This window comes from Staphylococcus sp. AC872, from assembly GCF_979255425.1.
Genome location: NZ_CEEDKW010000004.1, coordinates 255,070 through 280,033, shown reverse-complemented (window position 1 = coordinate 280,033; position 24,964 = coordinate 255,070). Strand labels below are relative to the sequence as shown.

At 32.6% G+C, this 24,964-nt stretch carries 27 protein-coding genes and 1 pseudogene; 12 read left to right on the top strand and 16 right to left on the bottom strand.

The window, feature by feature from the left end; all coding sequences use genetic code 11:
• Nucleotides 1-82 precede the first annotated feature (82 nt).
• The gene (locus ACZ267_RS08650) at nucleotides 83-676 is read right to left on the bottom strand and encodes a peptidylprolyl isomerase (protein ID WP_002467266.1); all 594 of its coding nucleotides are present in this window, start codon (nucleotides 674-676) and stop codon (nucleotides 83-85) included.
• 65 nt (nucleotides 677-741) lie between these two features.
• Between ACZ267_RS08650 and kapB the strand changes: the two genes are divergently transcribed.
• The 8 genes from kapB to mnhG1 all read left to right on the top strand — a co-directional run bounded on the left by kapB (nucleotide 742) and on the right by mnhG1 (nucleotide 7,022).
• On the top strand, nucleotides 742-1,122 hold the full coding sequence (kapB, locus tag ACZ267_RS08645) for a sporulation phosphorelay system protein KapB (protein WP_002467262.1): 381 nt from the start codon (nucleotides 742-744) through the stop codon (nucleotides 1,120-1,122).
• A 128-nt stretch (nucleotides 1,123-1,250) separates the two neighbouring features.
• Nucleotides 1,251-3,674: a Na+/H+ antiporter subunit A gene (locus ACZ267_RS08640; protein ID WP_002467257.1), complete on the top strand. Its 2,424-nt coding sequence runs from the start codon at nucleotides 1,251-1,253 to the stop codon at nucleotides 3,672-3,674.
• Complete coding sequence (gene mnhB1 / locus ACZ267_RS08635) at nucleotides 3,655-4,083, top strand: Na+/H+ antiporter Mnh1 subunit B (protein WP_002467267.1); 429 nt, start codon at nucleotides 3,655-3,657, stop codon at nucleotides 4,081-4,083. Before ACZ267_RS08640 ends, mnhB1 begins: the two co-directional genes overlap by 20 nt.
• Nucleotides 4,083-4,430 carry a Na+/H+ antiporter Mnh1 subunit C gene (gene mnhC1 / locus ACZ267_RS08630; RefSeq protein ID WP_002450812.1) on the top strand — a complete coding sequence of 116 codons (348 nt, stop codon included), beginning with the start codon at nucleotides 4,083-4,085 and terminating at the stop codon, nucleotides 4,428-4,430. Before mnhB1 ends, mnhC1 begins: the two co-directional genes overlap by 1 nt.
• Nucleotides 4,417-5,916, top strand: coding sequence for a Na+/H+ antiporter Mnh1 subunit D (gene mnhD1 / locus ACZ267_RS08625; protein WP_002467256.1), 1,500 nt, complete (start codon nucleotides 4,417-4,419; stop codon nucleotides 5,914-5,916). The genes mnhC1 and mnhD1 overlap by 14 nt, the downstream gene beginning before the upstream one ends.
• Nucleotides 5,916-6,395, top strand: coding sequence for a Na+/H+ antiporter Mnh1 subunit E (mnhE1, locus tag ACZ267_RS08620; protein WP_002467260.1), 480 nt, complete (start codon nucleotides 5,916-5,918; stop codon nucleotides 6,393-6,395). The genes mnhD1 and mnhE1 overlap by 1 nt, the downstream gene beginning before the upstream one ends.
• Nucleotides 6,395-6,688 (top strand): Na+/H+ antiporter Mnh1 subunit F, encoded by a 294-nt coding sequence (gene mnhF1 / locus ACZ267_RS08615; RefSeq protein WP_002450815.1) that lies wholly within the window; start codon nucleotides 6,395-6,397, stop codon nucleotides 6,686-6,688. Before mnhE1 ends, mnhF1 begins: the two co-directional genes overlap by 1 nt.
• Complete coding sequence (gene mnhG1, locus ACZ267_RS08610) at nucleotides 6,666-7,022, top strand: Na+/H+ antiporter Mnh1 subunit G (protein WP_002467261.1); 357 nt, start codon at nucleotides 6,666-6,668, stop codon at nucleotides 7,020-7,022. Before mnhF1 ends, mnhG1 begins: the two co-directional genes overlap by 23 nt.
• Nucleotides 7,023-7,083: 61 nt before the next feature.
• On the opposite strand, the gene bioB is transcribed toward mnhG1, so the two are convergent.
• Nucleotides 7,084-8,061, bottom strand: coding sequence for a biotin synthase BioB (gene bioB, locus ACZ267_RS08605; RefSeq protein ID WP_015365234.1), 978 nt, complete (start codon nucleotides 8,059-8,061; stop codon nucleotides 7,084-7,086).
• Nucleotides 8,062-8,277: 216 nt separating this feature from the next.
• Between bioB and ACZ267_RS08600 the strand changes: the two genes are divergently transcribed.
• Nucleotides 8,278-9,438, top strand: coding sequence for an NAD(P)-binding domain-containing protein (locus ACZ267_RS08600; protein ID WP_079449050.1), 1,161 nt, complete (start codon nucleotides 8,278-8,280; stop codon nucleotides 9,436-9,438).
• Between the two features lie 44 nt (nucleotides 9,439-9,482).
• On the opposite strand, the gene ACZ267_RS08595 is transcribed toward ACZ267_RS08600, so the two are convergent.
• The 6 genes from ACZ267_RS08595 to ACZ267_RS08570 form a co-directional block, all read right to left on the bottom strand.
• Complete coding sequence (locus ACZ267_RS08595) at nucleotides 9,483-9,857, bottom strand: PaaI family thioesterase (RefSeq protein ID WP_002467045.1); 375 nt, start codon at nucleotides 9,855-9,857, stop codon at nucleotides 9,483-9,485.
• A gap of 21 nt (nucleotides 9,858-9,878) precedes the next feature.
• Entirely contained in the window at nucleotides 9,879-11,195 is a 1,317-nt protein-coding gene (locus ACZ267_RS08590) for a Na+/H+ antiporter family protein (RefSeq protein WP_002467043.1), read from the bottom strand.
• Between the two features lie 155 nt (nucleotides 11,196-11,350).
• A complete protein-coding gene (locus ACZ267_RS08585; protein WP_047210690.1) occupies nucleotides 11,351-12,832 on the bottom strand; it encodes a leucyl aminopeptidase family protein in 1,482 nt (493 codons plus the stop codon).
• 160 nt (nucleotides 12,833-12,992) lie between these two features.
• On the bottom strand, nucleotides 12,993-14,201 hold the full coding sequence (locus tag ACZ267_RS08580; RefSeq protein WP_002450823.1) for an NAD(P)/FAD-dependent oxidoreductase: 1,209 nt from the start codon (nucleotides 14,199-14,201) through the stop codon (nucleotides 12,993-12,995).
• Nucleotides 14,202-14,463: 262 nt separating this feature from the next.
• Nucleotides 14,464-14,823, bottom strand: coding sequence for a HesB/IscA family protein (locus tag ACZ267_RS08575; protein WP_002466675.1), 360 nt, complete (start codon nucleotides 14,821-14,823; stop codon nucleotides 14,464-14,466).
• A 12-nt stretch (nucleotides 14,824-14,835) separates the two neighbouring features.
• Complete coding sequence (locus tag ACZ267_RS08570) at nucleotides 14,836-15,081, bottom strand: YuzB family protein (protein ID WP_002466668.1); 246 nt, start codon at nucleotides 15,079-15,081, stop codon at nucleotides 14,836-14,838.
• Between the two features lie 329 nt (nucleotides 15,082-15,410).
• On the opposite strand from ACZ267_RS08570, the gene ACZ267_RS08565 reads away from it, so the two are divergent.
• Entirely contained in the window at nucleotides 15,411-16,475 is a 1,065-nt protein-coding gene (locus tag ACZ267_RS08565; RefSeq protein WP_015365237.1) for an NAD(P)/FAD-dependent oxidoreductase, read from the top strand.
• An 80-nt stretch (nucleotides 16,476-16,555) separates the two neighbouring features.
• Here the strand turns inward: ACZ267_RS08565 and ACZ267_RS08560 are convergent, their stop codons facing one another.
• Entirely contained in the window at nucleotides 16,556-16,870 is a 315-nt protein-coding gene (locus ACZ267_RS08560; RefSeq protein ID WP_002466665.1) for a YuzD family protein, read from the bottom strand.
• Nucleotides 16,871-16,969: 99 nt separating this feature from the next.
• On the opposite strand from ACZ267_RS08560, the gene ACZ267_RS08555 reads away from it, so the two are divergent.
• Nucleotides 16,970-17,212 carry a NifU family protein gene (locus ACZ267_RS08555; RefSeq protein ID WP_002433501.1) on the top strand — a complete coding sequence of 81 codons (243 nt, stop codon included), beginning with the start codon at nucleotides 16,970-16,972 and terminating at the stop codon, nucleotides 17,210-17,212.
• Nucleotides 17,213-17,323: 111 nt separating this feature from the next.
• Here the strand turns inward: ACZ267_RS08555 and ACZ267_RS08550 are convergent, their stop codons facing one another.
• Nucleotides 17,324-18,160, bottom strand: coding sequence for a LysR family transcriptional regulator (locus ACZ267_RS08550; protein ID WP_002466684.1), 837 nt, complete (start codon nucleotides 18,158-18,160; stop codon nucleotides 17,324-17,326).
• Between the two features lie 122 nt (nucleotides 18,161-18,282).
• Here ACZ267_RS08550 and ACZ267_RS08545 point away from each other — a divergent pair, with 122 nt between their 5' ends.
• Complete coding sequence (locus ACZ267_RS08545; protein ID WP_463680311.1) at nucleotides 18,283-19,275, top strand: YeiH family protein; 993 nt, start codon at nucleotides 18,283-18,285, stop codon at nucleotides 19,273-19,275.
• A gap of 64 nt (nucleotides 19,276-19,339) precedes the next feature.
• Here ACZ267_RS08545 and dltD read toward each other — a convergent pair whose 3' ends face one another.
• The 6 genes and pseudogenes from dltD to ACZ267_RS08515 form a co-directional block, all read right to left on the bottom strand.
• A complete protein-coding gene (gene dltD, locus ACZ267_RS08540; protein WP_002466667.1) occupies nucleotides 19,340-20,539 on the bottom strand; it encodes a D-alanyl-lipoteichoic acid biosynthesis protein DltD in 1,200 nt (399 codons plus the stop codon).
• Nucleotides 20,536-20,772 (bottom strand): D-alanine--poly(phosphoribitol) ligase subunit 2, encoded by a 237-nt coding sequence (dltC, locus tag ACZ267_RS08535; protein WP_002433359.1) that lies wholly within the window; start codon nucleotides 20,770-20,772, stop codon nucleotides 20,536-20,538. The genes dltD and dltC overlap by 4 nt, the downstream gene beginning before the upstream one ends.
• Nucleotides 20,773-20,789: 17 nt before the next feature.
• A complete protein-coding gene (gene dltB / locus ACZ267_RS08530) occupies nucleotides 20,790-22,004 on the bottom strand; it encodes a D-alanyl-lipoteichoic acid biosynthesis protein DltB (protein WP_002466671.1) in 1,215 nt (404 codons plus the stop codon).
• On the bottom strand, nucleotides 22,001-23,458 hold the full coding sequence (gene dltA / locus ACZ267_RS08525) for a D-alanine--poly(phosphoribitol) ligase subunit DltA (RefSeq protein ID WP_002466683.1): 1,458 nt from the start codon (nucleotides 23,456-23,458) through the stop codon (nucleotides 22,001-22,003). The genes dltB and dltA overlap by 4 nt, the downstream gene beginning before the upstream one ends.
• A 14-nt stretch (nucleotides 23,459-23,472) precedes the next feature.
• On the bottom strand, nucleotides 23,473-23,625 hold the full coding sequence (locus ACZ267_RS08520) for a teichoic acid D-Ala incorporation-associated protein DltX (protein ID WP_002466673.1): 153 nt from the start codon (nucleotides 23,623-23,625) through the stop codon (nucleotides 23,473-23,475).
• A 357-nt stretch (nucleotides 23,626-23,982) separates the two neighbouring features.
• Nucleotides 23,983-24,945, bottom strand: a pseudogene (locus ACZ267_RS08515) (2-hydroxyacid dehydrogenase).
• Between the last annotated feature and the right edge of the window lie 19 nt (nucleotides 24,946-24,964).

Genomic DNA, 24,964 nt, shown 5'->3' with positions numbered 1-24,964 from the left:
CTTTAACGTGAAGTTTCTAATCTAGTTTTAATTGAAATTATCATAATTACATTTGACGAATCGTGAAATGCTAACAGTCACCTTATTCGGTAACATCAATAGATTCGATTACTACATCATGTACAGGTTTATCTTGAGGTCCAACTTTCGTATTTGCAATGTCTTCTAATGTTGTTTCACCTTCAACAATTTGACCAAATACAGTATGTTTTTGATCTAACCAAGGCGTACCTCCGTTTTCGCCATATGCTTTGACGATTGGTTCTGGCCAACCACCATCAGCTAATTGACTTAGCATATTTTGTGGTACTTCTTTCATTTGAACAATAAAAAATTGTGAACCGTTTGTATTTGGACCAGCATTAGCCATAGATAGTGCACCGTATAAATTAAATGCTTCTAATGAAAATTCATCTTCGAATGCACCACCATAAATACTTTCACCACCCATACCAGTTGCAGTTGGATCGCCACCTTGCACCATAAAGTCATTGATGACGCGGTGGAAAGTTACACCATCATAGTAACCATTTTTAGCATGTGTAACAAAGTTTTCAACTGTTTTAGGTGCAATGTTAGGGAATAACTTAAATGTCATGTCACCTTTATTTGTATGCATTACAACTTTAATTTCATCTTCTTGTATCTCTTTATTTAACTGCGGATAGTTCGTCATTAAAATTCTCCATTCATGTTATGATATACGTATATATTAACACATTTGAAAGGAAGTAATATAGCATGTTATATCGATTTTCTCATAAGACTGGAAGCTACGGTGTATCAATTAAAGAAGATAACGGTGACGACGTTTTAGTTCAAGTAGAACAAGTGATCAAACACCCTAAACAAGGAGATTTACACAATCCTAATGAATCGACAGGTGTATTTTTCCATGAACGCAAAGCATTAAGCCATTATGAAAAACGATACGCTAAGCGTTCACAATTACGTGATTTTAATGTCGAAAAAATGTCATATGAAGATTCTCTTCAACAAGCCATCACAAATTTAGAGGCGCAATTAAAAGAAAAAAATGACGCACATGCAACTCGTTCATTACAAAATTTAGACCAGCTTAAAGATGATTATTCTATTCAATATAAACAAAAATTTCATTAAAAAATGACGTGTTTCTTCTTATTTAACAGTAATAGAAATTCACTGATTTCAAGCGTTCAGACGTTTTTCAGAATGATATGATTCATGTATAATGAATATCATAAACATTTTTAAAGGAGGACAATTTAATGAGTTTGTTACATATTGCGGTACTATTACCGTTAATATTTGCACTCATTATTCCAATCCTATATCGCTTCTTCAAAAGAATTCACATAGGTTGGTTTGTATTACCTGTCCCCGTCGTCTTATTTATATATTTCTTATCTTTTATTACGACTACTATGTCAGGTAATACCGTAATGAAAACTTTTAAGTGGATGCCACATATCGGTATGAATTTTAACCTTTATGTTGATGGTTTAGGGTTGTTATTCAGTTTACTGATTACTGGTGTCGGCAGTTTAGTTGTCTTATACTCCATTGGTTATTTAAACCAATCAGAACAATTAGGGAATTTTTACTGTTATTTATTACTTTTCATGGGTGCAATGTTAGGCGTTGTTCTTTCAGATAATCTTATTATCTTATATTTATTCTGGGAGTTAACTTCGTTTTCAAGTTTTTTACTTATCTCATTTTGGAGAGAGAAACAGGCTTCCCTTTATGGGGCTCAAAAGTCGTTAATCATCACAGTTTTTGGAGGACTTAGCCTTTTAGGAGGTATCATTTTACTTTCTGTTGCATCAGATTCATTTAGTTTACATTATATTATTCAACATGTAGCAGAAATACAAAACAGTCCGTTCTTTATCCTAGCTATGATATTCATTTTAATTGGTGCTTTTACTAAATCAGCTCAAGTACCTTTTTACATATGGTTACCGGATGCAATGGAAGCACCAACGCCTGTTAGTGCTTATTTACATTCAGCAACAATGGTTAAAGCTGGTTTATATTTAATAGCAAGAATGACACCCATTTTTGCCGTATCACAAGGTTGGATTTGGACAGTGACATTAGTTGGGCTAATCACTTTATTTTGGGCCTCTTTAAACGCTACAAAACAACAAGATTTAAAAGGCATACTAGCCTTTTCAACTGTGTCACAACTTGGAATGATTATGTCTATGTTAGGTATGGGCGCAGTTAGCTATCATTTTGAAGGTCAAGATAGTCAACTTTATGTTGCCGCCTTTACTGCAGCTGCGTTTCACTTAATTAATCATGCCACGTTTAAAGGTGCGTTATTCATGATTACTGGTGCTGTTGACCATAGTACCGGAACACGTGATATTAAGAAATTAGGTGGTTTATTAACTATTATGCCTATATCGTTCACAATCACCGTTATTACTTCATTAAGTATGGCAGGCGTACCACCTTTTAATGGCTTTCTATCTAAAGAGAAATTCTTAGAAGCAGTCATTGAGTTAACACACGCACATGTGATGAGTCTTAATACATTAGGCGTCATCTTCCCAATACTTGCAATTGTCGGAAGTATTTTTACATTTGTCTATTCAATTAAATTTATAATGCATATATTCTTTGGAGAATATAAACCTAATCAATTACCACAACAAGCTCATGAAGCTTCTATATTAATGCTTATTTCACCATCAATATTAGCTATATTAGTTATTATTTTGGGTTTATTCCCAGGAATATTGACACAATCTATTATTGAACCAGCGACAACATCAATGAGTCAAACGACTCAAGTAAATGCCGAGTTCCATTTATTCCACGGTATAACACCTGCATTTATGACTACAATTGGTATCTATATCGTCGGTATTATACTCATCATAACGTTTGCTTATTGGATTAAATTATTACAGTCACAACCTAATCAACTGACACTTAATTATTGGTACGATCGTACTGGTAAAATAATGCCAACGTATTCTAAAAATATGACAAATAGCTATGTAACTGAATCTTCTCGAAATAATCTTGTGATTATCTTTGGTTTATTAATTTTATTAACTACAGTTATTTTATTAAGCGTGCCATTCACAATTAATTTTAAAGATGTCAGTCACATTAGAATATTTGAAGTAGGTATTATTGTATTGCTTGTCATTGCCTCGTTCTTAATTATCTTTGCTAAATCTCGTTTATTTAGCATTATTATGTTAAGTGCTGTCGGTTATTCTGTTTCAGTGTTGTTTATATTCTTTAAGGCACCTGACCTAGCGTTAACACAATTTGTCGTAGAATCAATTTCTACCGCGTTATTTTTACTATGTTTCTATTTCTTGCCTAACCTTAACCGTTACAACGAAACACGATCATTTAAAGTTACAAATGCTTTAATTTCTGCTGGAGTTGGTCTTGTTGTTACAATCTTAGGGCTAATTGCGTATGGTAATAGACATTTCGAATCAATCACTCACTATTATCAAAATCATGTTTACGATCTTGCTTCAGGTAAAAACATGGTTAATGTTATTTTAGTGGATTTCCGTGGCATGGATACTTTATTCGAATCATCAGTATTAGGTATCGCAGGTTTAGGTATTTATACAATGATTAAATTACGTATGAAACATCAACATCGTTCAGAAACAAGTGAGGTGAAACGTCATGAACAGACAGAAAAATGATTTGATGTTCCAATATACAGCAGTCATCATTTTCTTCATGGTTATGATGTTCGGTTTTTCACTATTTCTAGCAGGTCACTATACACCAGGTGGCGGTTTCGTTGGAGGTTTATTATTCTCAAGCGCCTTGGTTGTGATTGCTATTGCTTTTGATATCAAGACAATGAGACGTATTTTTCCAATAGATTTTAAAATATTAATTGGTATCGGATTATTATTTTGCGTTGGTACTCCAATGGCAAGTTGGTTTATGTCCAACAACTTTTTTACACATGTCACATTTGACATACCTATTCCAATGCTAGCGCCCATGCATATGACTACCGCTGTATTCTTTGATTTCGGTGTCTTATGTGCCGTAGTTGGAACTGTAATGACTATTATTTTATCGATTGGAGAGAACGAATAGTGGAAATTATAATGATATTTGTTAGTGGTATCCTCACAGCAATCAGCGTCTATCTCGTTTTGTCTAAGAGTTTGATACGAATCATTATGGGGACGACACTACTAACACACGCAGCAAATTTATTTCTAATAACTATGGGCGGATTAAAACATGGCAAAGCACCTATTTATGAAAAAGGTACGCAAAGCTATGTTGATCCAATCCCACAAGCACTGATATTAACAGCCATCGTTATCGCTTTTGCTACTACTGCTTTCTTTTTAGTTTTAGCATTTAGAACTTATAAAGAACTTGGTACAGATAACGTTGAAAGTATGAAAGGAGTTCCAGAAGATGTCAGAGAGTAATATGTTAGCTCTAACTTTAGTTGTACCAATTCTGACGGCAATATTACTCGTCTTCATTGGAAAAAGACCGCATATCAAACGTTATGTCGCATTAGCAGGTACAATGATTACATTAATTATTGCAATACTTAATTTAAAAAATGTCTTACAAGACGGACCTATTAAATTAGAATTAGGTTCATGGAAAGCACCATATAGTATCGTTTTTGTATTAGATATTTTTAGTGCCCTATTGATTATTACGAGTATTATCATTACCGCACTCATTATTTTATATTCATATCAATCTATTGGTGTTGAAAGAGAAACGTTTTATTATTATTTTTCTATTATGTTTATGCTTATTGGTATCATCGGTGCATTTACAACAGGTGATATTTTTAACTTATTCGTATTCTTTGAAGTATTCTTAATGTCATCCTACTGTTTATTAGTTATTGGTACGACAAAGATTCAATTACAAGAAACGATTAAGTATATTCTAGTCAATGTTGTATCGTCATCATTCTTTGTTATGGGTGTAGCAATACTATACTCTGTAGTAGGCACATTAAATTTAGCGCATATTAGTCAACGTTTAAATGATTTATCAACACATGAAAGTGGCTTAGTAAACATTGTATTTATATTATTTATATTTGTCTTTGCTACAAAAGCTGGTGTCTTCCCTATGTATGTTTGGTTACCAGGCGCATACTATGCTCCACCTTTCGCTATTATTGCATTCTTCGGTGCGTTATTAACGAAAGTCGGTGTTTATGCAATTGCTAGAACTTTAAGCTTATTCTTTAACAATACAGTAAGTTTTTCTCACTATGTCATTTTATTCCTAGCTATTATGACGATTATATTTGGTTGTGTAGGCGCAATAGCATACTACGATACGAAGAAAATCATTCTATACAATATTATGATTGCTGTTGGCGTTATTTTAGTTGGCGTAGCTATGATGAATGAAGCAGGTATGATAGGTGCTATTTATTACACTATTCATGATATGTTGGTAAAAGCATCACTATTCTTACTCATTGGAGTCATGTATAAAATCACTAAAACTACTGATTTACGTCAGTTTGGTGGTTTAATTAAACAATATCCAGTACTAGGTTGGACCTTTTTCATTGCTGCTTTAAGTCTTGCCGGAATTCCACCTTTAAGTGGTTTTTATGGAAAGCTATATATTGTACAAGCTACATTTGAAAAAGGCTTTTACATCACTGGTATCGTTGTCTTATTATCAAGTTTAGTTGTCTTATATTCAGTCATAAGAATTTTCTTAAAAGGATTTTTCGGAGAACCGAAAGGGTATGACATCACAACTAAAGCAAATACGTTTGGTATGACTACCGTATCTATTGTAGCTGTGATTATTACTGTGATATTCGGTTTATCAGCAGATGTGTTATACCCTATCATTAAAGAAGGCGCAACAACATTCTACGATCCAACTGTTTATATCAATAGCGTATTGGGGGGTAAATCATAATGGCAGTCCAAATTGTTATCAATTTATTAGTCTCAATCATTTGGTTACTAATTTCTGATAGTTATACACTTAACAATTTCGTATTAGGCTATCTATTTGGTCTCATTTTAGTTTACCTACTCCACCGTGTGATGCCTGGTAAGTTTTATCTAGTACGTATTTATAGAATGATTAAATTAGTTTTCATTTTCTTATTAGAATTGATTAAGGCAAATTTAGATGTGTTGAAAATTATTTTAAAACCACATATTTCAAATAAACCTGGATTTTTTGTCTATCACACAGATTTGAAAACGGATTGGCAAATAGTACTACTTTCTAATCTCATTACACTAACACCAGGTACTGTCGTACTTGGCATTAGCGATGACCGTACGAAAATTTATATCCATGCCATTGACTTTAGTACTACTGAAGAAGAAACAGAAGGTATCAAATCTTCATTAGAAAAAGTAGTTAGAGAGGTGGGCGAACAATAATGATTACCAAAACATTAATAATTATTGCATTAGTCATTGTCGTATTATCGATGCTAGCAATGTTAGTTAGAGTTATTTTAGGCCCCTCTCTAGCCGACAGAGTGGTTGCCTTAGATGCAATGGGACTACAGTTGATGGCAGTCATTGCTCTTTTTAGTATTTTAATGGATATCAAATATATGATTGTGGTTATCCTACTAGTTGGTATTTTAGCCTTTTTAGGTACTGCTGTATTTTCAAAATTCATGGATAAAGGTAAGGTGATTGAACATGATCGAAACCATCATCATTAGTATTTCAATTATCTTAATTATGATTGGTGCACTCATTAGTGCAGTAGCAGCTATTGGATTATTGAGACTTGAAGATGTTTATTCACGTGCACATGCCGCAGGAAAAGCATCTACTTTAGGTGCAATGAGTTTGTTATTTGGGGCCTTTTTATACTTTATTGTCAAAGATGGTTATACAAATATGCAGTTGATTATAGGTATTATCTTTGTTCTTATCACTGGTCCACTTTCAAGTCATATGATTATGAAAGCAGCCTACAATATTAAAACACCGTACAGTAAAAATACTAAACTAGATGAAATCAAAGACGATTTAAAAGATAAAAAATTATAGAAACAAAAAGCCAACCGAGATGTTATGCATCAACCGGTTGGCTTTTTTATTAGTAATCAATTTATGAGTTATCGTTATTGACTATATCTATTTCAAATCCTAAATCTTCTAACATGTCGTAATCCAATTGATTGGGTTGTCCCCCAGTAATTAAATAGTCTCCAACAAAAATTGAATTAGCAGCTTGTAAGGCTAAGGGCTGTAGTGACCTTAAATTCACCTCTCGTCCACCTGCTATTCTTATTTCCTTAGACGGATTGATTAATCTAAACATCGCAATAATTCTTAAACACTTGATTGGATTTAACTCATCCATATCTCCAAATTTAGTACCTTTAATCGGGTGTAAAAAATTAATAGGTATACTATCAGCATCAATCTTTTTTAATGCTAAGGCCATATCAATGATATCTTCATTTGATTCTCCCATACCACATATTACACCTGAACAAGGTGATATATGATGTCGTTTCATAATCTCAACTGTATTAACACGATCTCTATACGTATGCGTTGTCACTACATTGTCGTGGTATCGTTCGCTCGTATTAAGGTTATGATTATAACGATCGACACCAGCATTTTTTAACCGTTCAGCTTGTTCTTCATTTGTTAATCCTAGACACGCACAAATTTTTAATTGAGGATGGATACTTTTAATTTCTTCTACTGTATCACAAATATGTGTAACTTCTTTATCACTTGGACCACGGCCACTCATCACAATGCAATATGTTCCAATTTGATGTTCTTGCGCTACATTGGCACCATCTTTTATCTGTTCTTTATCAACCAAACGATATCTTTGTTTTTGCTTTATTTCTCTAGATTGACCACAATAGCCACAGTCTTCAGGACAAATACCACTTTTAGCATTTAATATCATATTTAATTTAACACGTTTCCCATAGTAATGCTTTCTAATGTTATACGCTTCATGTAATAAATCAAATGTATCAAAATGTTCATCTTCAAATATATGTATCCACTCTTCTTTAGAAAGATGCTCATTGTTTAAAATTCGTTCTGATAATGTCATCAGAAATCCCCCTCCTACAAAAAGTAATCATTTAATATATCTAAAATCATCAACTTATTTTAGTATAATGTAAACTTTTCACAATTTAAAGTTTACATTTAGTTTAATGAGGCATACACCACTTTTATTTGAAAATTGTATTCATACTGAGAATATGCTACAATTTTATAAATCGAAATAATTACGTTTTATAACAATTAGGAAAGAGTTGATAGTATGCATTGGACAATTATTGGTGGTGGCATTCAAGGGATAACGATAGCTTTAAAATTAAGACAGGCTGGTTTAGACGCTAAAGATTTAACGATTATTGATCCTTATCGTACATTGTGCGAACAATTTAATAGTTATACACATCGTATTAGTATGCCTTTTTTAAGATCACCTTTTGTACACCATATACACCCAAAACCATTTCATTTAAAACAATATGCTAAATTAAATCAGTATACAGGTGCTACTTATGGACCTTATAAACGTCCTCAACGCGATATGTTCATGCATCATACCCATGAACTCATCCATCAATATCGCTTGAATGAAAGTCATATACGAGGTTCAGTAAAGCATATACATCGCAATCATCAACAACAATGGGAATTAGAATTAAATGATGGTCGAATAATGTCAACGCAGTATTTAATTATTGCTCATGGTTGTAATCATCGTGCCTACATTCCAGAAATGTTTCAACAGCAACCTGATATTCAACATATTTTTGATGAAGAAGAATCACAAATTAAAGAACAACAAACATCTCATGTTGTAGGTAGTGGTATATCTGCTGCGCATTTAGTACTAAAATTAATTAATAATGATGACAGTAAAACAATACATTTATGGCTTAATAAAGATATTGAAATTCATGACTTTGACGCTGATCCAGGATGGTTAGGTCCCAAGAATATGAACACATTCTTAAATATTGATTCTTCTGAAGAACGAATGCGTATTATACAAACAGAACGTCATAAAGGTTCGATGCCTCATGAATTATACCTACGATTAAAGAAAAAGATGAGCCAAGGTCGTTTAATCATTCATAAAAATGAGATTGAAGATATTAAAAATCATCATATCATTACGTCAAATGGCAATATGTATTATGATCATATCTTGTTGGCTACAGGTTTTGAAAATACTGTAATGTCACAACCTATGATTCAAGATTTAGTTTTACAATGCAACGCCCCGATTACGCAATGTGGTTTTCCAGACATAACACATGAACTAGAATGGTTACCTCATTTATTCGTAGCAGGAGGCTTAGCTGATTTAGAACTAGGGCCTTTTGGTAGAAACATTATGGGTGGTAGAGAGGCATCAGAAAGAATTTACCAAGCATTTATTCGTCTACAAAAACAACTCGCATCATAAAATAAATAAAAGCTACCGCTTCAAAACGAAACGGTAGCTTTTATTTATTTCAAGGCTTTAATAGCCATTGTTCCTCGCATTATACTGATTAACTGATTATTGTCATCTTTAATTTCAATATTCCATACTTGTGTTGATTTGCCTTGATGAATAATGGTGGCAATTGCAATGACTTTACCTTCTTTAACAGAATGAATATGATTGGCATTCATCTCTAAACCTAATGGAATATATTTAGAAGTATCAATTAAGTTTGCTGCACCTAACGAGCATGCAGTTTCACCTAAAGCTAAACTTGCGCCACCATGTAGATAACCAAATGGTTGTTTCACTTTATCTGTTACTGGCATTGAAATGACAACTTTACCTTCTTCTTCAATTTCAACATTCATTTCAAATGTTTCTAATAAATTGGTCAACCTAACACTCCTCTTTTTATACTATAATACCATGGCTGCAATCGTACCAAAAATAATTAATGGGATATTGTAGAATAAAAAGTTTGGGATACAAGTATCTCTAATATGATCGTGTTGACCATCCATATTTAATCCTGCCGTAGGTCCTAATGTAGAATCACTTGCAGGTGAACCTGAATCACCTAAGGCACTAGCTGTACCAATTAACGCTATTAATGCCATTGTATCTAAACCAATAGATGCACCAAATGGAATAAACAATGAGGCGATAATCGGTATAGTTGCAAATGAAGAACCTATGCCTAACGTCACAATCAATCCGATAATGTACATCACTACAATACTAATTAACTTGTGGTCTCCAGTGATACTAGTTAAACTTTTAACTAAACTATCAATATCTCCAGTAGCATTCATAACACCAGCAAAACCATTGGCCGTTAAAATAACCACTCCAATATAGGCCATGATTTTAATACCATCGACAAATTGCTCGTCTAATTCATACCAACTATATGCACGTGATACGAAGAAAACAAGTACACCTGCTAAGGCACCAAAAATCATTGAATCTGTTAATGTTTGTACTATAAATGTCGCTAAAATGGCAATGACAGTTACGACTAATATATATGGTTTTAGTTCAGTAACAGTTGCTCTATCATTAATATTTCTTTCTTCATACTTTCTAGGCTTACGATAGTATATTAGTCCTAAAATCAGACCTACAATATAGCCCATTGAAGGAATAAGCATTGCTTTCCAAATCATATTAAATTCGATAGGATGGTGCGCCTTTTGGAACCCACTTTGAATAATTTGGTGGAATATTTGACCAAATCCATATGGTAGTAATACATATGGCCAACATAAACCAAATCCAATAACTAAACCAATCAAACGTCTATCCATATTTAAATCATTGAATAGACTTAATAATGGCGGTATTACAATTGGAATAAATGCTATATGTACAGGTATCAAGTTCTGACTCATAATACTCATTGCTAAAAGCGCAATGATAATAATCACTTTCACTTTAATTCTTGAAAGTCGACTATTTTCAGAGTGAATGGCCTTAATAATTTTACCAACTAAGTAATCGGTAATACCACTATAGGAAATTAAAGCAGCAAATCCCCCTAATAATGCATAACTCAGTGCGACTTCAGCACCATCAACTATATTTTTACCAAATATATTAATGACTTTTTCAAGGCTCATGCCTGATAGCATACCACCAACTAAAGCACTGATAAATAAACTAATGACAACATTCAACCTACATAAACATAAAATAATCATTAAAATAACAGCAATCACTACTGCATTAATCATACGCAAAACCATCCTTTACTACTCTATCGAACTAAAGCATTTATGCATAATATCATAGCAACTCAATATTATAAAGTCAATACGAAATTGAAATCTGGTTTAAATAACCCTTTCAAAAAATAAAAAAGGAAGCGCTAAGGCGCTTCCTTTAATAACTATAGTGATTTTAACCATTCAACAATCGTTGGAATCATATATCCTGTTGGGCCTTTCGGACCTTTATGTGACATTTTATTTGTCGTTGCCGGACCTGCAATATCAAAGTGCAAATGAGGCACTGAACCACTAAAATGACTAATAAATGAAGCGGCAAATAAGGCTTTACCTTGTCCATTTGTATGGTTGACTAAGTCGGCGACATCACTATTTTTAATTAACTGTCTTTCTGTATTAGTGATAGGTAGTTCAAACACTTGTTCATCAACAGTTTTAGAAATGGTTAAAATTGTATTTAATTGTTCTCTGGCATTTGATTCGAACGCTGCTGCCTTATCTTCACCCAGAGCTACAATTGCTGCACCTGTTAATGTAGCAAAATCTAAAATAACTTGAGGCTGAAATTGAGTTGCATATGCAACAGCATCACCTAATACTAAACGACCTTCAGCATCTGTATTGAGTACTTCAACTGTTTCACCACTTAAAGCGGTATAAACGTCATCTGGCTTCATTGCCTTGTCAATAATCATATTTTCAGCAGAAGCTATGATACCTATAATATTAATGGGTAACGCTAATTGACGAGCAACCTCAATCATTGCAACAACATTTGCAGCGCCACACATATCAAATTTCATCGTTTGCATTCCTGTTTTACTTTTAATACTGTAACCACCTGAGTCATAGGTAATACCTTTTCCTACTAAAACAATTGGCTTCTCATTATTACGACCACCTTCATATCGCATCGTTATAACTCTAGGTTCGTGCATTGATCCTTTTCCTACTGCATGTATCAATCCAAATCCTTCTGATTGTATTGACTGACCATCTTTAATATCTACCTTCACAGATGAGTCTTTAAAACGTTGTAAGACAAGCTCAGCAAAATATTGTGGTGTTAATAGATTAGGAGGTATTTGACTAAATTCACGCGCTAAATTAATTGCTTCTCCTATCGTTCTACCTTCTTGTATGTTAGTTTCAATTTTCTCAAGGTCACGGTCAACATTTACGTATAAATCAGGTTGATAAGGTGCACGCTTATCAGATTTATAATTGTCAAACTGATAAATGGCTTGTTCACTTTGTAAACCTAGCGTTTTAGTCACTACATCCTCTTCTATATGTGGACTTAAAAATGAGGTTAGTAACAATTCTGCTTCTGTGATATGTTCTTGTTTTAAAAACTGAAACACATTTCCCCAAATGATTAAATAATCAGCATAAGTTAATTCTTTAACATTACCTAATCCAACAGTAACAAGACGTTTAGGTTGTTGTTGAATATAGATTATTGACGTCGCTAGTTTTCCAATTGCCCCCTGTATAATATGATTTTTCTTTAATACATTTAAGTCATCTATTAATGATTGTTCATGATACACAATATCTTTTAATTGATTCATATGTTCAGGAACACCAATAATTAATGTTTGCATGTCATCTTGATTAGTAGAATTAATATGTATATTCATAATACGATCTCCTTTTGATAACTAATTCAAATCAACTACCTTTATAAGTGATACTCTTTAAAGCCACTCTTTATATAGTCGTAAAAACTATTATTTATATATAAGCATACAAAAAAGCCTCCAAACTTTTAAGTAAGGAGGCTTCATTTATCATAAAAAGTTAGAATTTACCTTTTTTGAATGCAAGACCTACGCCACCGATTTTAAATACGGCACGAGTGTCGATAACTTTCTTCATGAATGCAGCTTTTTTACCAGTAATATCTTTACCGTAAACAATACCTACACCATCATGAGAACCTAATGAACATACTGTACCACGATCAACATATTCAAATTCTTCTTTAGCTTCGCCATTTAAGATATGTTTGATGTTTTTAGCAACATGTTCACCTTGTTGCATTGCGATTTGAGCTGTTGTTGGTAATGGACGTTCTTCACCAGCTGGGATGAATGCAGAAACATCACCGATAACAAAGATATCATCATGACCTGCAATAGTAAGGTCTTGATTAGTTACAATACGGCCACGTTTAACGCCTTCAAATGATTCTTCCATTAAGTGGCTACCACGTACACCTGCAGTCCATACTGATGTACCTGCTTCTAATTGTTGTTTTTCACCATTTACTTCTACTACGAAACCTTTTTCGTTACAAGCAACGATTGGTGTAGCAATTTTAAATTCTACGCCACGGTTTTCTAGGTAGTTTACAGCATGGTTAACTAAGTCATCTGAGAACATTGGTAACATTTTAGGTGCTGCTTCAACACAAGTGATTTTCACTTTGTTTTGGTCAATACCATATTTGCTACATAATTCAGGAATTCGATCAGTTAATTCACCTAAGAATTCGATACCAGTAAATCCAGCACCACCAACTAAGATTGATAAATCTTTGTCGTCTTTCTCTTTAGAAGCTGCATAATTAGCGAATTTATCTTCGATATGACGAGATAATTGACGCGTAGTTAAAACATTTTCAATTTGGAAAGCGTGATCTTTCATTCCGTCAATACCAAATGTTTCACTAACAAATCCTAATGCTACAACTAAGATATCGAAATCATAGATGCCTTTGTCAGTTTCTACTTTTTTAGCATTACGGTCGATTTTAGTAACTTCCGCAGTTACGAAGTTCACTTTGTCTTTTTTCAATACACTTTCAACTGGGTATAATAAATCTTCATAATTAATTGTACCTGCTGAAGCTTCATGTAACCAAGTTGCTTCGTAATGATAATCATTTTTGTTAATTAGAGTGATTTCCGCTTCTTCTGCAGAAAGTTCTTTTTGTAATTTAGTAACAGTTTGTAAACCTGCATAACCCGCACCTAAAACTAATACTTTTTTACGTTCTTGAGCCATTGTTTTCACCTAAGCTTTCATAATATTTTAACTCCAGTGTAACATACTTAAAAATACACGAACTTTAATTAAAGTCTTGCTTTTTAACCACGTCAACACAGTAATTATTACGTCTTTTTTCTTTAAGCTATATCTCGTGAAGTTCACAGAAAAGACAATATTTAATCCAAGTTTAATTCTATAGCTTTTACACAATATTTTCAAGCGACAATAGTCTACTTTGTGAAAAATTTAATTTATTGGATTAAAACCGTCATATCGCCTAGCAATCTTCTGGATTACCTGCAACTTTTGCAGTTCTAAATGAACTACCGCAACCACATGAAGCAATAGCATTTGGATTATCAATTTGGAATCCGCCACCCATTAGTGATTGTTTAAAATCGATTGTAGTACCGTTTAACACTGGGGCATCATGTTTATCTACTAATACTTTCAAACCAAAGAATTCTAATACTTCATCGTTTTCACCTGGTTCAGCTTCTGCTGACATACCATAAGTCAATCCTGTGCATCCACCACCATTGACTTTAATTTTAAGATAACCATCAGGCATATCATTACTTTCTAACATATCTTTTACTTCATATGCTGCCGCTTCAGTTAAAATAACTGTTTGCATTGCCATAACCTCCTATAATAAATTCGTAAAATCATTTTCTTCTATATGTTTATATATATTATTTAACAAATCGTCCGGTGTATCTCCTTCAACAATATCACCATCGACCAGTGCATACAAGCCGTCGGAGCATATACCACAATTTTGTAAGCATCCGTATTCTAATACATCTACATCGGGATCATTTTCTAACTTTTCATAAACTACATCTCCACCTTTAGCCATATTGGAAATGCAGAATTCAACTAACGGAAACATACGACACCCTCTCTATTACAATAGTTATAATATTATAACAAACAACAAGTTAATATGACTATCATTGAGCTTAAAATGTTAAAAATAGAAAAATTTGCTAATAAAACAATTTATTCTATTTAATTCGATATATATTTGTAGTCAATTTGAAAAACCGATATAATAATCATATAAATACATAGTCATATAAGATAAGATGGTTAAAGTTTTGTTCATTTCCATCATTTTTTTGGGCAAAAATGCTTAATATGACATTAGTCTGAAGGGCAATATTGAAATTAATGCTCTTATTTATAACATGATTTTTTAGGATAAAGGGGTATACTAAAATGAAAAACATTGTTTTATTAGGCGGGGGTTACGGTAATATGCGTATTATGTCTCGTATATTGCCTAATGCATTACCAGAAGGATACAGGTTAACTCTTATTGACCGTATGCCATTCCATGGTTTAAAACCAGAATTTTATGCACTAGCTGCTGGTACAAAATCAGATAAAGATGTACGTATGTCATTTCCAAATGATGCTAATATCAATACAGTTTATGGGGAAATTAATGATATTAATTTAGATGAGCAAATCATCTCAGTTGGCAATTCAAAAGTGGATTATGATGAGTTAGTTATCGGCTTAGGTTGTGAAGATAAATATCATAACGTTCCAGGTGCAGATACGCATACACACAGTATTCAAACCCTTTCGAAGGCACGTGATACTTTTCATAGTATTAGTGAATTACCTAAAGGTGCTAAAGTTGCTATTGTTGGTGCTGGGTTGAGTGGTATTGAATTAGCTAGTGAATTACGTGAAAGTCGTGCAGATTTAGAAATATTACTATACGATCGTGGCCCACGAATATTACGAAATTTCCCGGAAAAACTTAGTAACTATATTTCAAAATGGTTCTCTAAACACGATGTTACTGTAGTGCCAAACTCAGTCATTGATAAAGTTGAACCTGGACAAATCTTTAATAATGGTGTTCCTGAAAATGTCGATTTAGTCGTTTGGACTGCTGGTATTCAACCAGTTGAAGTAGTAAGAAACTTACCTATAGATATCAACAATAACGGCCGTGTCATTTTAAATCAGTATCACCAAATTCCTACTTATCCAAATGTTTATGTTGTTGGAGACTGTGCAGATTTACCACATGCGCCTAGTGCTCAATTAGCAGAATTACAAGGTGAACAAATCGCTGACGTCATGAAAAAGCAATGGAATAATGAACCATTACCTGAAAAAATGCCAGAACTTAAAGTACAAGGTTTCTTAGGCTCTCTAGGTGATAAACAAGGATTTGCATATATTATGGATAGAACTGTTACGGGACGTCTCGCTTCTATCTTAAAATCAGGTGTCCTGTGGTTATATAAATATCATAATGGCTAAAATAAACACAAGGGACAGTGAAATCATTTCAATTGGTTTCACCGTCCCTATTTTTAATATCCTATGATATCTTTCCATATTTAAAAATGTTGATCTACAAATTGAGTAATCTTCTTCGTTTGAATATAACCATCTGCTACATATTCATCGTTCATTGTGATCAAAGGATAAAATAATTCATCTTCTTGAATACGTTCAATAAATTGTTGATCGTGATCTGTTAAATTTTCTGTATCCTTTTCAATATCAATATAAGTAAATTCAAAATGATGTTGTGGAAATTTTCTTTTTAATAATGGTTGTATCCATTCAAATGTATCTTTTGATGTCGGTGCATTCACACAACTCGCACATACCACATCTGCCCCATAAACAACAACACTTACTTTAGTCATTGAAATCCCTCGTTTTGATTTATAGATTTTTCTTTCTTAATCTATTATAATGTACTAATAATGATAATGAAATAATTTACTTGAAAGGAGACATATCTCATGCCTACTGAGAATGCGACAATGTTTGATCAAGTAGCTGAAGTAATAGAACGTTTACGTCCATTTTTATTACGTGATGGTGGCGACTGTACGTTAGTTGATGTTGAAGACGGCATCGTTAAATTACAATTACATGGTGCTTGTGGTACTTGCCCGAGCTCAACAATAACATTAAAAGCTGGTATTGAACGTGCGTTACACGAAGAAGTACCTGGCGTTATCGAAGTTGAACAAGTATTCTAATGTTTTTCGTTAGTGAAATATAAAGATATAATATAAAATGATTGATTTCGTTTTATCCCATCAACGGATGATTAATCCATTGATGGGTATTTTTGTATTATTTTGCATTGTTTATTCTTCATATCGACATTGAAATAATTCAATCAAAGCATTTAAATTATTATCTTGATATTTATCTTTATGCTTTATGAGATAAAAATTTCGAAAGACGTCTAACTTAACAGCACCTAAAACATTATGATGTTCTTCGTCTAATACAGATTTAGAAATCACAGTAAATCCCTTTCCAGCTTTTACCATATCAACGATAACTTGATTACTATTAATTTCCACTAAATATGGATGTAATGATAAGTTAGTTAGCCCAATTTCTTGATAAATTCTTGTACCTGATCCTTGTTCTCGAACAAAGCAAATTTGTTTCTCATTAAAGCCTACTTTTTGATTGTAAATTAACACCATTTCATCTTGTGCTATGCATGCTAAATCAATGGTATTGTCTTGAATTTCTCTTTCTACAATTCCAATGTCTACAACGTTGTGTTTAACATTATTTAATACCGTATCTGAATTGGTTAAATAAGCATTTACATGTAATTCTGGATATTGGTTAGCCATTTCTATTAATTTTTGTGATAAATATTGCTCACCATATGTATAACTACTGCCTAAAGATAGTTCACCCGCTACTTCTTTTCTATCATTCTTTAAATTTTGCCAAAGTTCCTGCTCTATATTTTCACGTTGCAGTGCATATTTTAAAATCTTCTCTCCATCTGATGTTAGGCGGATAGATGGTCTAGTAAATTCAAAAATTTTAACATTATACATAGTTTCAAGTCGTTTAATGTCACGGCTAATAGATGGCTGTGAGGTGTACAGACGCTCTGCTGCCTTTGTAAAATTCGATGTCTTAACAACTTCTATTAATACTTTATATGGATCCATAGATATTCCCCTTTTAAAATTCCATTTTCATCATATCGTTTTCGTTATATATACTATATCAAAGATTTATTTAACATTATAACATTGCAATGCTAAACTTTCTCGTATGGGAGGAACGTCATATGATTCAACAGAAGCATAAAAATTTTATCATGGGTATCTTATTTACATTTGGCATTGCGATGTTAAGTCTTGCTTTATCTAAATTACCTATACTCACACATGTCGGTAGCTTATCTATTGCAATACTTATTGCAATATTATACCGCCACTTTAAAAGTTATCCAGATCAATACAAAGTTGGTATAACATTTTCATCTAAACGCCTATTGAAAATTGCTATCGTCTTTTACGGTCTCAAGTTGAATATCGATGAAATCTTAGGACATAGTGGCCCACTGTTAATAATGGATGCAGGAATAATCATCTTTAGCATTGTTATGACATATGCCTTAAGTCGTTTGTTTAAAGCTGAGACGTCAATTACTACTCTATTAGGTGTCGGTACTGGTATTTGTGGGGCAGCAGCTATAGCGGCTATTGCACCTGTAATAAAATCTAAGGATAAAGATATTGCCATTAGTGTTGGTATTATCGCATTAGTCGGCACTGTCTTTTCATTATTTTATACTTTAATCTATTCAATTGTTCATATGTCATCTATCCATTTTGGTATTTGGTCTGGTACAAGTTTACATGAAATTGCTCAAGTTGTTTTAGCCGGAAATTATGCTGGTATTGATTCATTAAAAATTGCTTTATTAGCTAAATTAGGACGGGTATTTCTACTAATACCTGTGATTATCATTTTTATACTGTGCGTTAAATATAAAAATAAGGATAGCGAACAATCACATCGTATCGATTTCCCTTATTTTTTAATTGGTTTTATTGTAATGGCATTAATTAATACATATATTCCACTTCCATCAATTCTAATAAAAGTATTAGAAATCATAACCAATATCTTCTTACTAATGGCGATGGTAGCACTTGGATTAAATGTTTCTTTTAAAGATTTAAAATCTAGAGCATTAAAACCCTTATTCATTATTATTATCGTATCTATTTGCTTATCGATCATAAGTTACTTTGTCACTCAAAACTTATTCTAAAAAACGCCTTTCAAGATATTTATGATGATATTTATCATCATTGATACTTGAAAGGCGTTTATTATTATTTGTTATCTTCTTGATGCTTATGTTTATCTTTGTGATCAACTTTAGGTTGTTTGTCATCGTTCATATGTTTGGCAATTTGTTGGTCAACATAGACCCAACCTTTCCATCCTATATGAACAGCATCGCTAATAACATATTTTTCATAGTCTTTATCTGACATATCATATATTTTACCGCCATTATCAACGACAGTAGAATGTATTTTTTTATAGACTGCTTGACGTCTATCACTATCAATACCAATATGATCGTACCATTTACCATTCGAAGGAATGCTTACATACTGCACATCTGCGCCAGCTTTATTCATTGTTTGAACGAGTAATTTTAAGTCTTGGAACTCAGGAGAGTTAACGTTAAATTCATAATCACGTTTGATTTTACGTTTATTTTCTTTGATTAATTTCCAATATGGATCTCTAATATGATATTGATTAGATTTCGTATTATCTTTACCGATTTCTTCTGCTTTATTTCTCATTTGACTCCATGATGCTTTTTCATCTGTTACAGGATCAACATGAGACAATGGTGGTTTAGTGAAAGAGAATAATGATTTAATTGCTTCAATCTTAATTAATTGATTTTCTTTAAATGCTGAGATGTAATTCCCAGATACATGATTCGGATCTTTCGCAACTTGTTTTAAATAATCTTTATTATGAACATGTGGGAATTGTAACAAACGTTTAGCAAAACGTTGTTTCAAATCTTCCGGCATATCCTTTTGATTAAACATTTGGTTAATTTGTGTTTGTGACATACGTGCATCAAAGTTTTGGTTAGTTAATCCATGATTAGTAAACCATTGTGGTGAGATAATAAAAGTTAATTTTTTACCTTTTAAATTATCATATTGAGACGCAAGTTCCACTGCATTAATCAAATCTGTTGATCCACCAGTACCTAATAGAAATACATTTTTGTCAGAATTATGTTTATTCAATGCAATTGCTGGATTGAATGGATCATCTTTACCTAATTCACTAGAACCATAAATAGGATAGTATTTATCTGACTTATAAAGTTGATTTTGAATGAGCGTGCCTTTTAATACTTGATCTGTTAATGAAATTCTATTATTAGCAAGCGTTTTATCAGATATTAATCCTGTAAACAACTGTGCTGGTAACAGGACGAATATGATAAAAATAACGCCACTAATTAGAATTGGTAAAAAAGGTTTTAATTTCATCGTAGTTCTTCTAATGCTTCCACAATTTTATTTGGTGTAGCCCACTCATCACGGTCAAAGTCCATAATTGATACTTCGATATCTAATTTATTTTGAATTTCTAATAATAAACCTACAGTTTGGAAAGAATCAATAATACCTTCTTCGAAAATTTCTACATCAGGGTTCTCTTTTACGATATCGTTTTCTGCAACCTCTGCTAATAAATCTAATACTTGATCTCTAAATTCCATAATTAATTACTCCTTTATTAAATAAATTTACCTGAGAAAATTAAAAAGCCAAACGCAACAAAATGGAAAGTAATCACAACACTTAATGCTGTAGTCCATTTATTTTGCCAACGTGGAGGATGTTGTTTTCTCCATTTTTCATAATAACCATAACCTATAAATAGTGCTGCATGGTATAAACCATATACAATATAGTAAACTTCTAAACCGTGCCAAATCCCCATAATAAAGAAATTAAGGAAGAATGCAATATTGGACATTGCTAATTGACTCTTAAACATCTTTTTACGAGACATATAAAATAAAGATCTCATATAAATACAGTCTCTAAACCAGAATGATAATGTCATGTGCCATCTATTCCAGAAGTCTTTAATATTTTTGGATTGGAATGGTTTATTAAAGTTAGGTGGTGTTTTAATTCCATATAAATAACTAAGCGCTATAGCAAATAAACTATAACCTGCAAAGTCAAAGAATAGATAAAAGCTATATGCATACATATATAACCACATATGTGTGAATCCATGTAAATTCATTTGTAATGGATTAATTGCATATACTTGAATGAAATAGGCAATAATATATTTATATAAAAAGCCTATCATAATCATGTGGATTGCTTTTAATACTAATTCTCTATATTCCCCACCAGTTGGAACCTTTTTATCATCTTTAACAAATCGTTTATATCTGTCAATTGGTCCAGAAGAAATAGTTGGGAAGAATGAAATAAACTGGATTAATTTACCCACTTTAATCTCTTTAATAGACCCATCACGAATTTCCATAATTAATTGAACACTTTTAAATGTAACATAAGATATTCCAAGGAATCCTACAAACTCAATTAATTTACTTTCATGGAAATGAATTTGGTGGCCACCTAGCCATGTACTTTGTAATACTTTAACTAATGCTAAAGGTAATATAGACAGAATCATGATAGTTACAAATTTTGCAAATGTGTTATTTTTCTGTCTAGATTTATAATAAAACATGATTAGGCCAACTTGCCAAATAATATATATGATAAAACTTATTAACTGTACGCTTAGGTACTTTTGTCCAAACAAATTATGCTTATCTGAAGAAAAGATAAGTACAATCATAATTGCTGTACTAATACCGTTATATATATAGCTTCGCTTACCTAAAAAGCCAAGAATAATAACAGGAATAAGTACGATAAATGATATTAGGAAGAATGTAAATGTGCCATAAGGTATCATCCGTTAACTACCTCAGCAATCTTCTTACGGTCAAGTTTACCATTAGATGTCAGTGGTAACTGCTCCATCCAAACAAACTTTCTCGGAATCATGTACTCTGGTAAGCGCGATTTCAATTCGTCTTTAATAGCTTTAGTCATTTGTCTCTCATCTTCAACTTCTTCTGTTGATACGACAGCACCAATTAAATGAATAACTTTATCATTTTTATAAACTGGCACTACAATCGCTTCTCGGATTAAGTCAGAATCACGTAATTGTGACTCTATTTCTTCTAATTCCATGCGATAACCGTTTAATTTGATTTGGAAGTCGATACGACCTTGTATGAACCATAAACCATTTTCTTCTTTTGCTTTATCACCTGTATGGTAAGTTCTTACTCTGTCCTCAAAATTAAACACAGCCACTGTTTTTTCTTCGTTTTTTAAATAACCAACACTGACGCTTTGACCTTGAATAACTAATTCGCCATCTTCAGTTGTCGTCAATTTAGTACCTGGTCTAGCCACACCTACTGGAAGTGGATTATATTGTTCTAGTACCTCTGGTGTAATTTGAATACTAGTCACTGCAACTGTAGCTTCTGTAGGCCCATACGTATTATAAATCGTTCCATTAGGGAAACGGTCTACTAATGCTTTAGCAGTTCTATGTCCTAAAATTTCTCCACAGAAGAAGAAATGATTCAAACTACCATATTGTTCCTCATTTAAAGTCGGTAATAATAAACACATTTCAATAAATGATGGTGTAGAAACCCAAATGTTAATCGGTGTCGCTTGTAACATATCATTTAATAATTTAGGTTTATTAATCATATCTTTATCAACTAGGTTTAATGTACCACCTGAAACTAAACATGGATAAATAGCCATTACTGATAAATCAAATGAAAATGGTGCTTGGTTTAACCACTCCTGGCCATTGCCAGATTTATTCAATGAATCCATCCATTCTGCAAATTCAACTAAACTTGCATATTCAATTTGTACACCTTTAGGTTCGCCTGTAGAACCTGATGTAAAGATTGTATATACAACGTCATTCGCCTTCATTTGGCTATCAAAAATTACAGGATCTTGTGAATTCTCAACGTTTTCAATTGTGATAACTTGAGCGTTATGTTGATCTAATGTGTAATCAGTCGTATTAAAGATATATTCAGGTTGTACTTTATCGATAATCATCTTCACACGTTCTTCTGGCACTGACGTATCGATAGGTACATATCCACATCCTGCTTTAATTGCACCAATCATACCTACAATCATGAATGGTGACATATGTCCAAATAGAATCATAGGTTGTCGACTGCCTTGTAGTTGATGTGCAAGTTTACTAGAAAATTCATCTAGTTGTTTATAAGTGATTTCATCAGTCGTATGTCTTACTGCAATTGCTTCTGGTTGTTGTTTACTTAATTGACTGAGAATATTAATAATATCTGTCATAGTTTTCTCCCTCATTAAAATTCATTATAAATGAAGTTATTCTGTGTATCTCCGCTTCCATAAATTAAATATAGTGCGATAAATATTGCTAAATATAACAATGTTAAAAGGTACGGCTTCATTGCTAGGTAATACTTATTCGTAGGTTCCTTACCTTTAGATTTCATTTGGCACCTCTCCTAAAATTTAAATATCTTTATTTCAAGCTATTAAGTATCCATAGTCTCTTTAAATAGCTCTGATATATAATTAATTATTTATATTTTATTTTTATAATTCATTATACTCATTCTTCGGCTGAAATTCAAAACAATTTTTAAACATTGAACGCTTATCTGTTTATACCAATGTCTTGATATACCTCTTATGCATGAGTAATTATTTACTGAATATTATTATTCTAAATCTTAAGCGTGAATTAAACAATTACAGACCATATAACAAAATTGTTAGATTAACAAAAATTCAATCAAAAAAGCTTATTTACTTTACGTAATTAGTAAACAAGCTTTGTTCTAAGTTATTTAACTTGATACAGGCGTTATGGCTGGTTCGTTATTAAGAACCGCTTTAATATTATCTACACACAATTGTACCATGCGGTCTCGCGTATATTCTGACGCACTTCCAATATGTGGGACAATCACTACATTAGGCATTTTAAGTAGTGGGTGTTGCTCTTCAATTGGCTCTTGCTCTAACACATCTAATCCACATGCCAAGATTTGCCCAGTATTCAATGCATGTACTAAATCATTTTCATTCACAATTGCACCTCTACCGATATTGATAAAAATGGCATCTGCTTTCATTTTTGCAAAAGCTTCGGCATTGAATTTATATTTAGTTTCGTCCGTCAATGGCGCAGTACAAACAACAAAATCACTTTTCTATAATAGTTCTTCAAAGAATACAAATGTTGCATTATAATCACGCTCTGCATCTTCATGTCTCGAACGATTATGATAAAGGACGTTAGTATCGAATCCTTTTAAACGTTTGGCAAATGCTTTTCCAATGTCTCCCATTCCGAATATACCAACTGTTGAACCATATACATCTTTACCTGATAATAAATATGGTCCCCAACTTTTCCATTGACCTTCTTGAACATATTTCTCAGCTTCAACGATACGACGTGCAGTTGCCAACATTAATGTGAAACCTAGTTCTGCAGTTGTCTCAGTAAGTACTTCCGGCGTATTAGTAACTGTGATACCTTTTTGATTAGCTAAATTAACGTCAATATTATCATATCCTACCGCCATATTTGCAATTATTTTTAAATGTGGCGCATTCGCTAGACACGTTTCATCTATTGTTTCACTTAATGTTATAAAGCATGCTACAGCATCTTGTAATTCTGCTAAAAATTGATCTCTCGGCATAGGTATTAATGATTCATTCCAGACAACTACCTCTGCAATGTCTTCTAATTGTGTTATGAATTTTTGAGGAATTTGACGAGATACGACAATTTTATTCAATATAAAATCTCCTCTATAT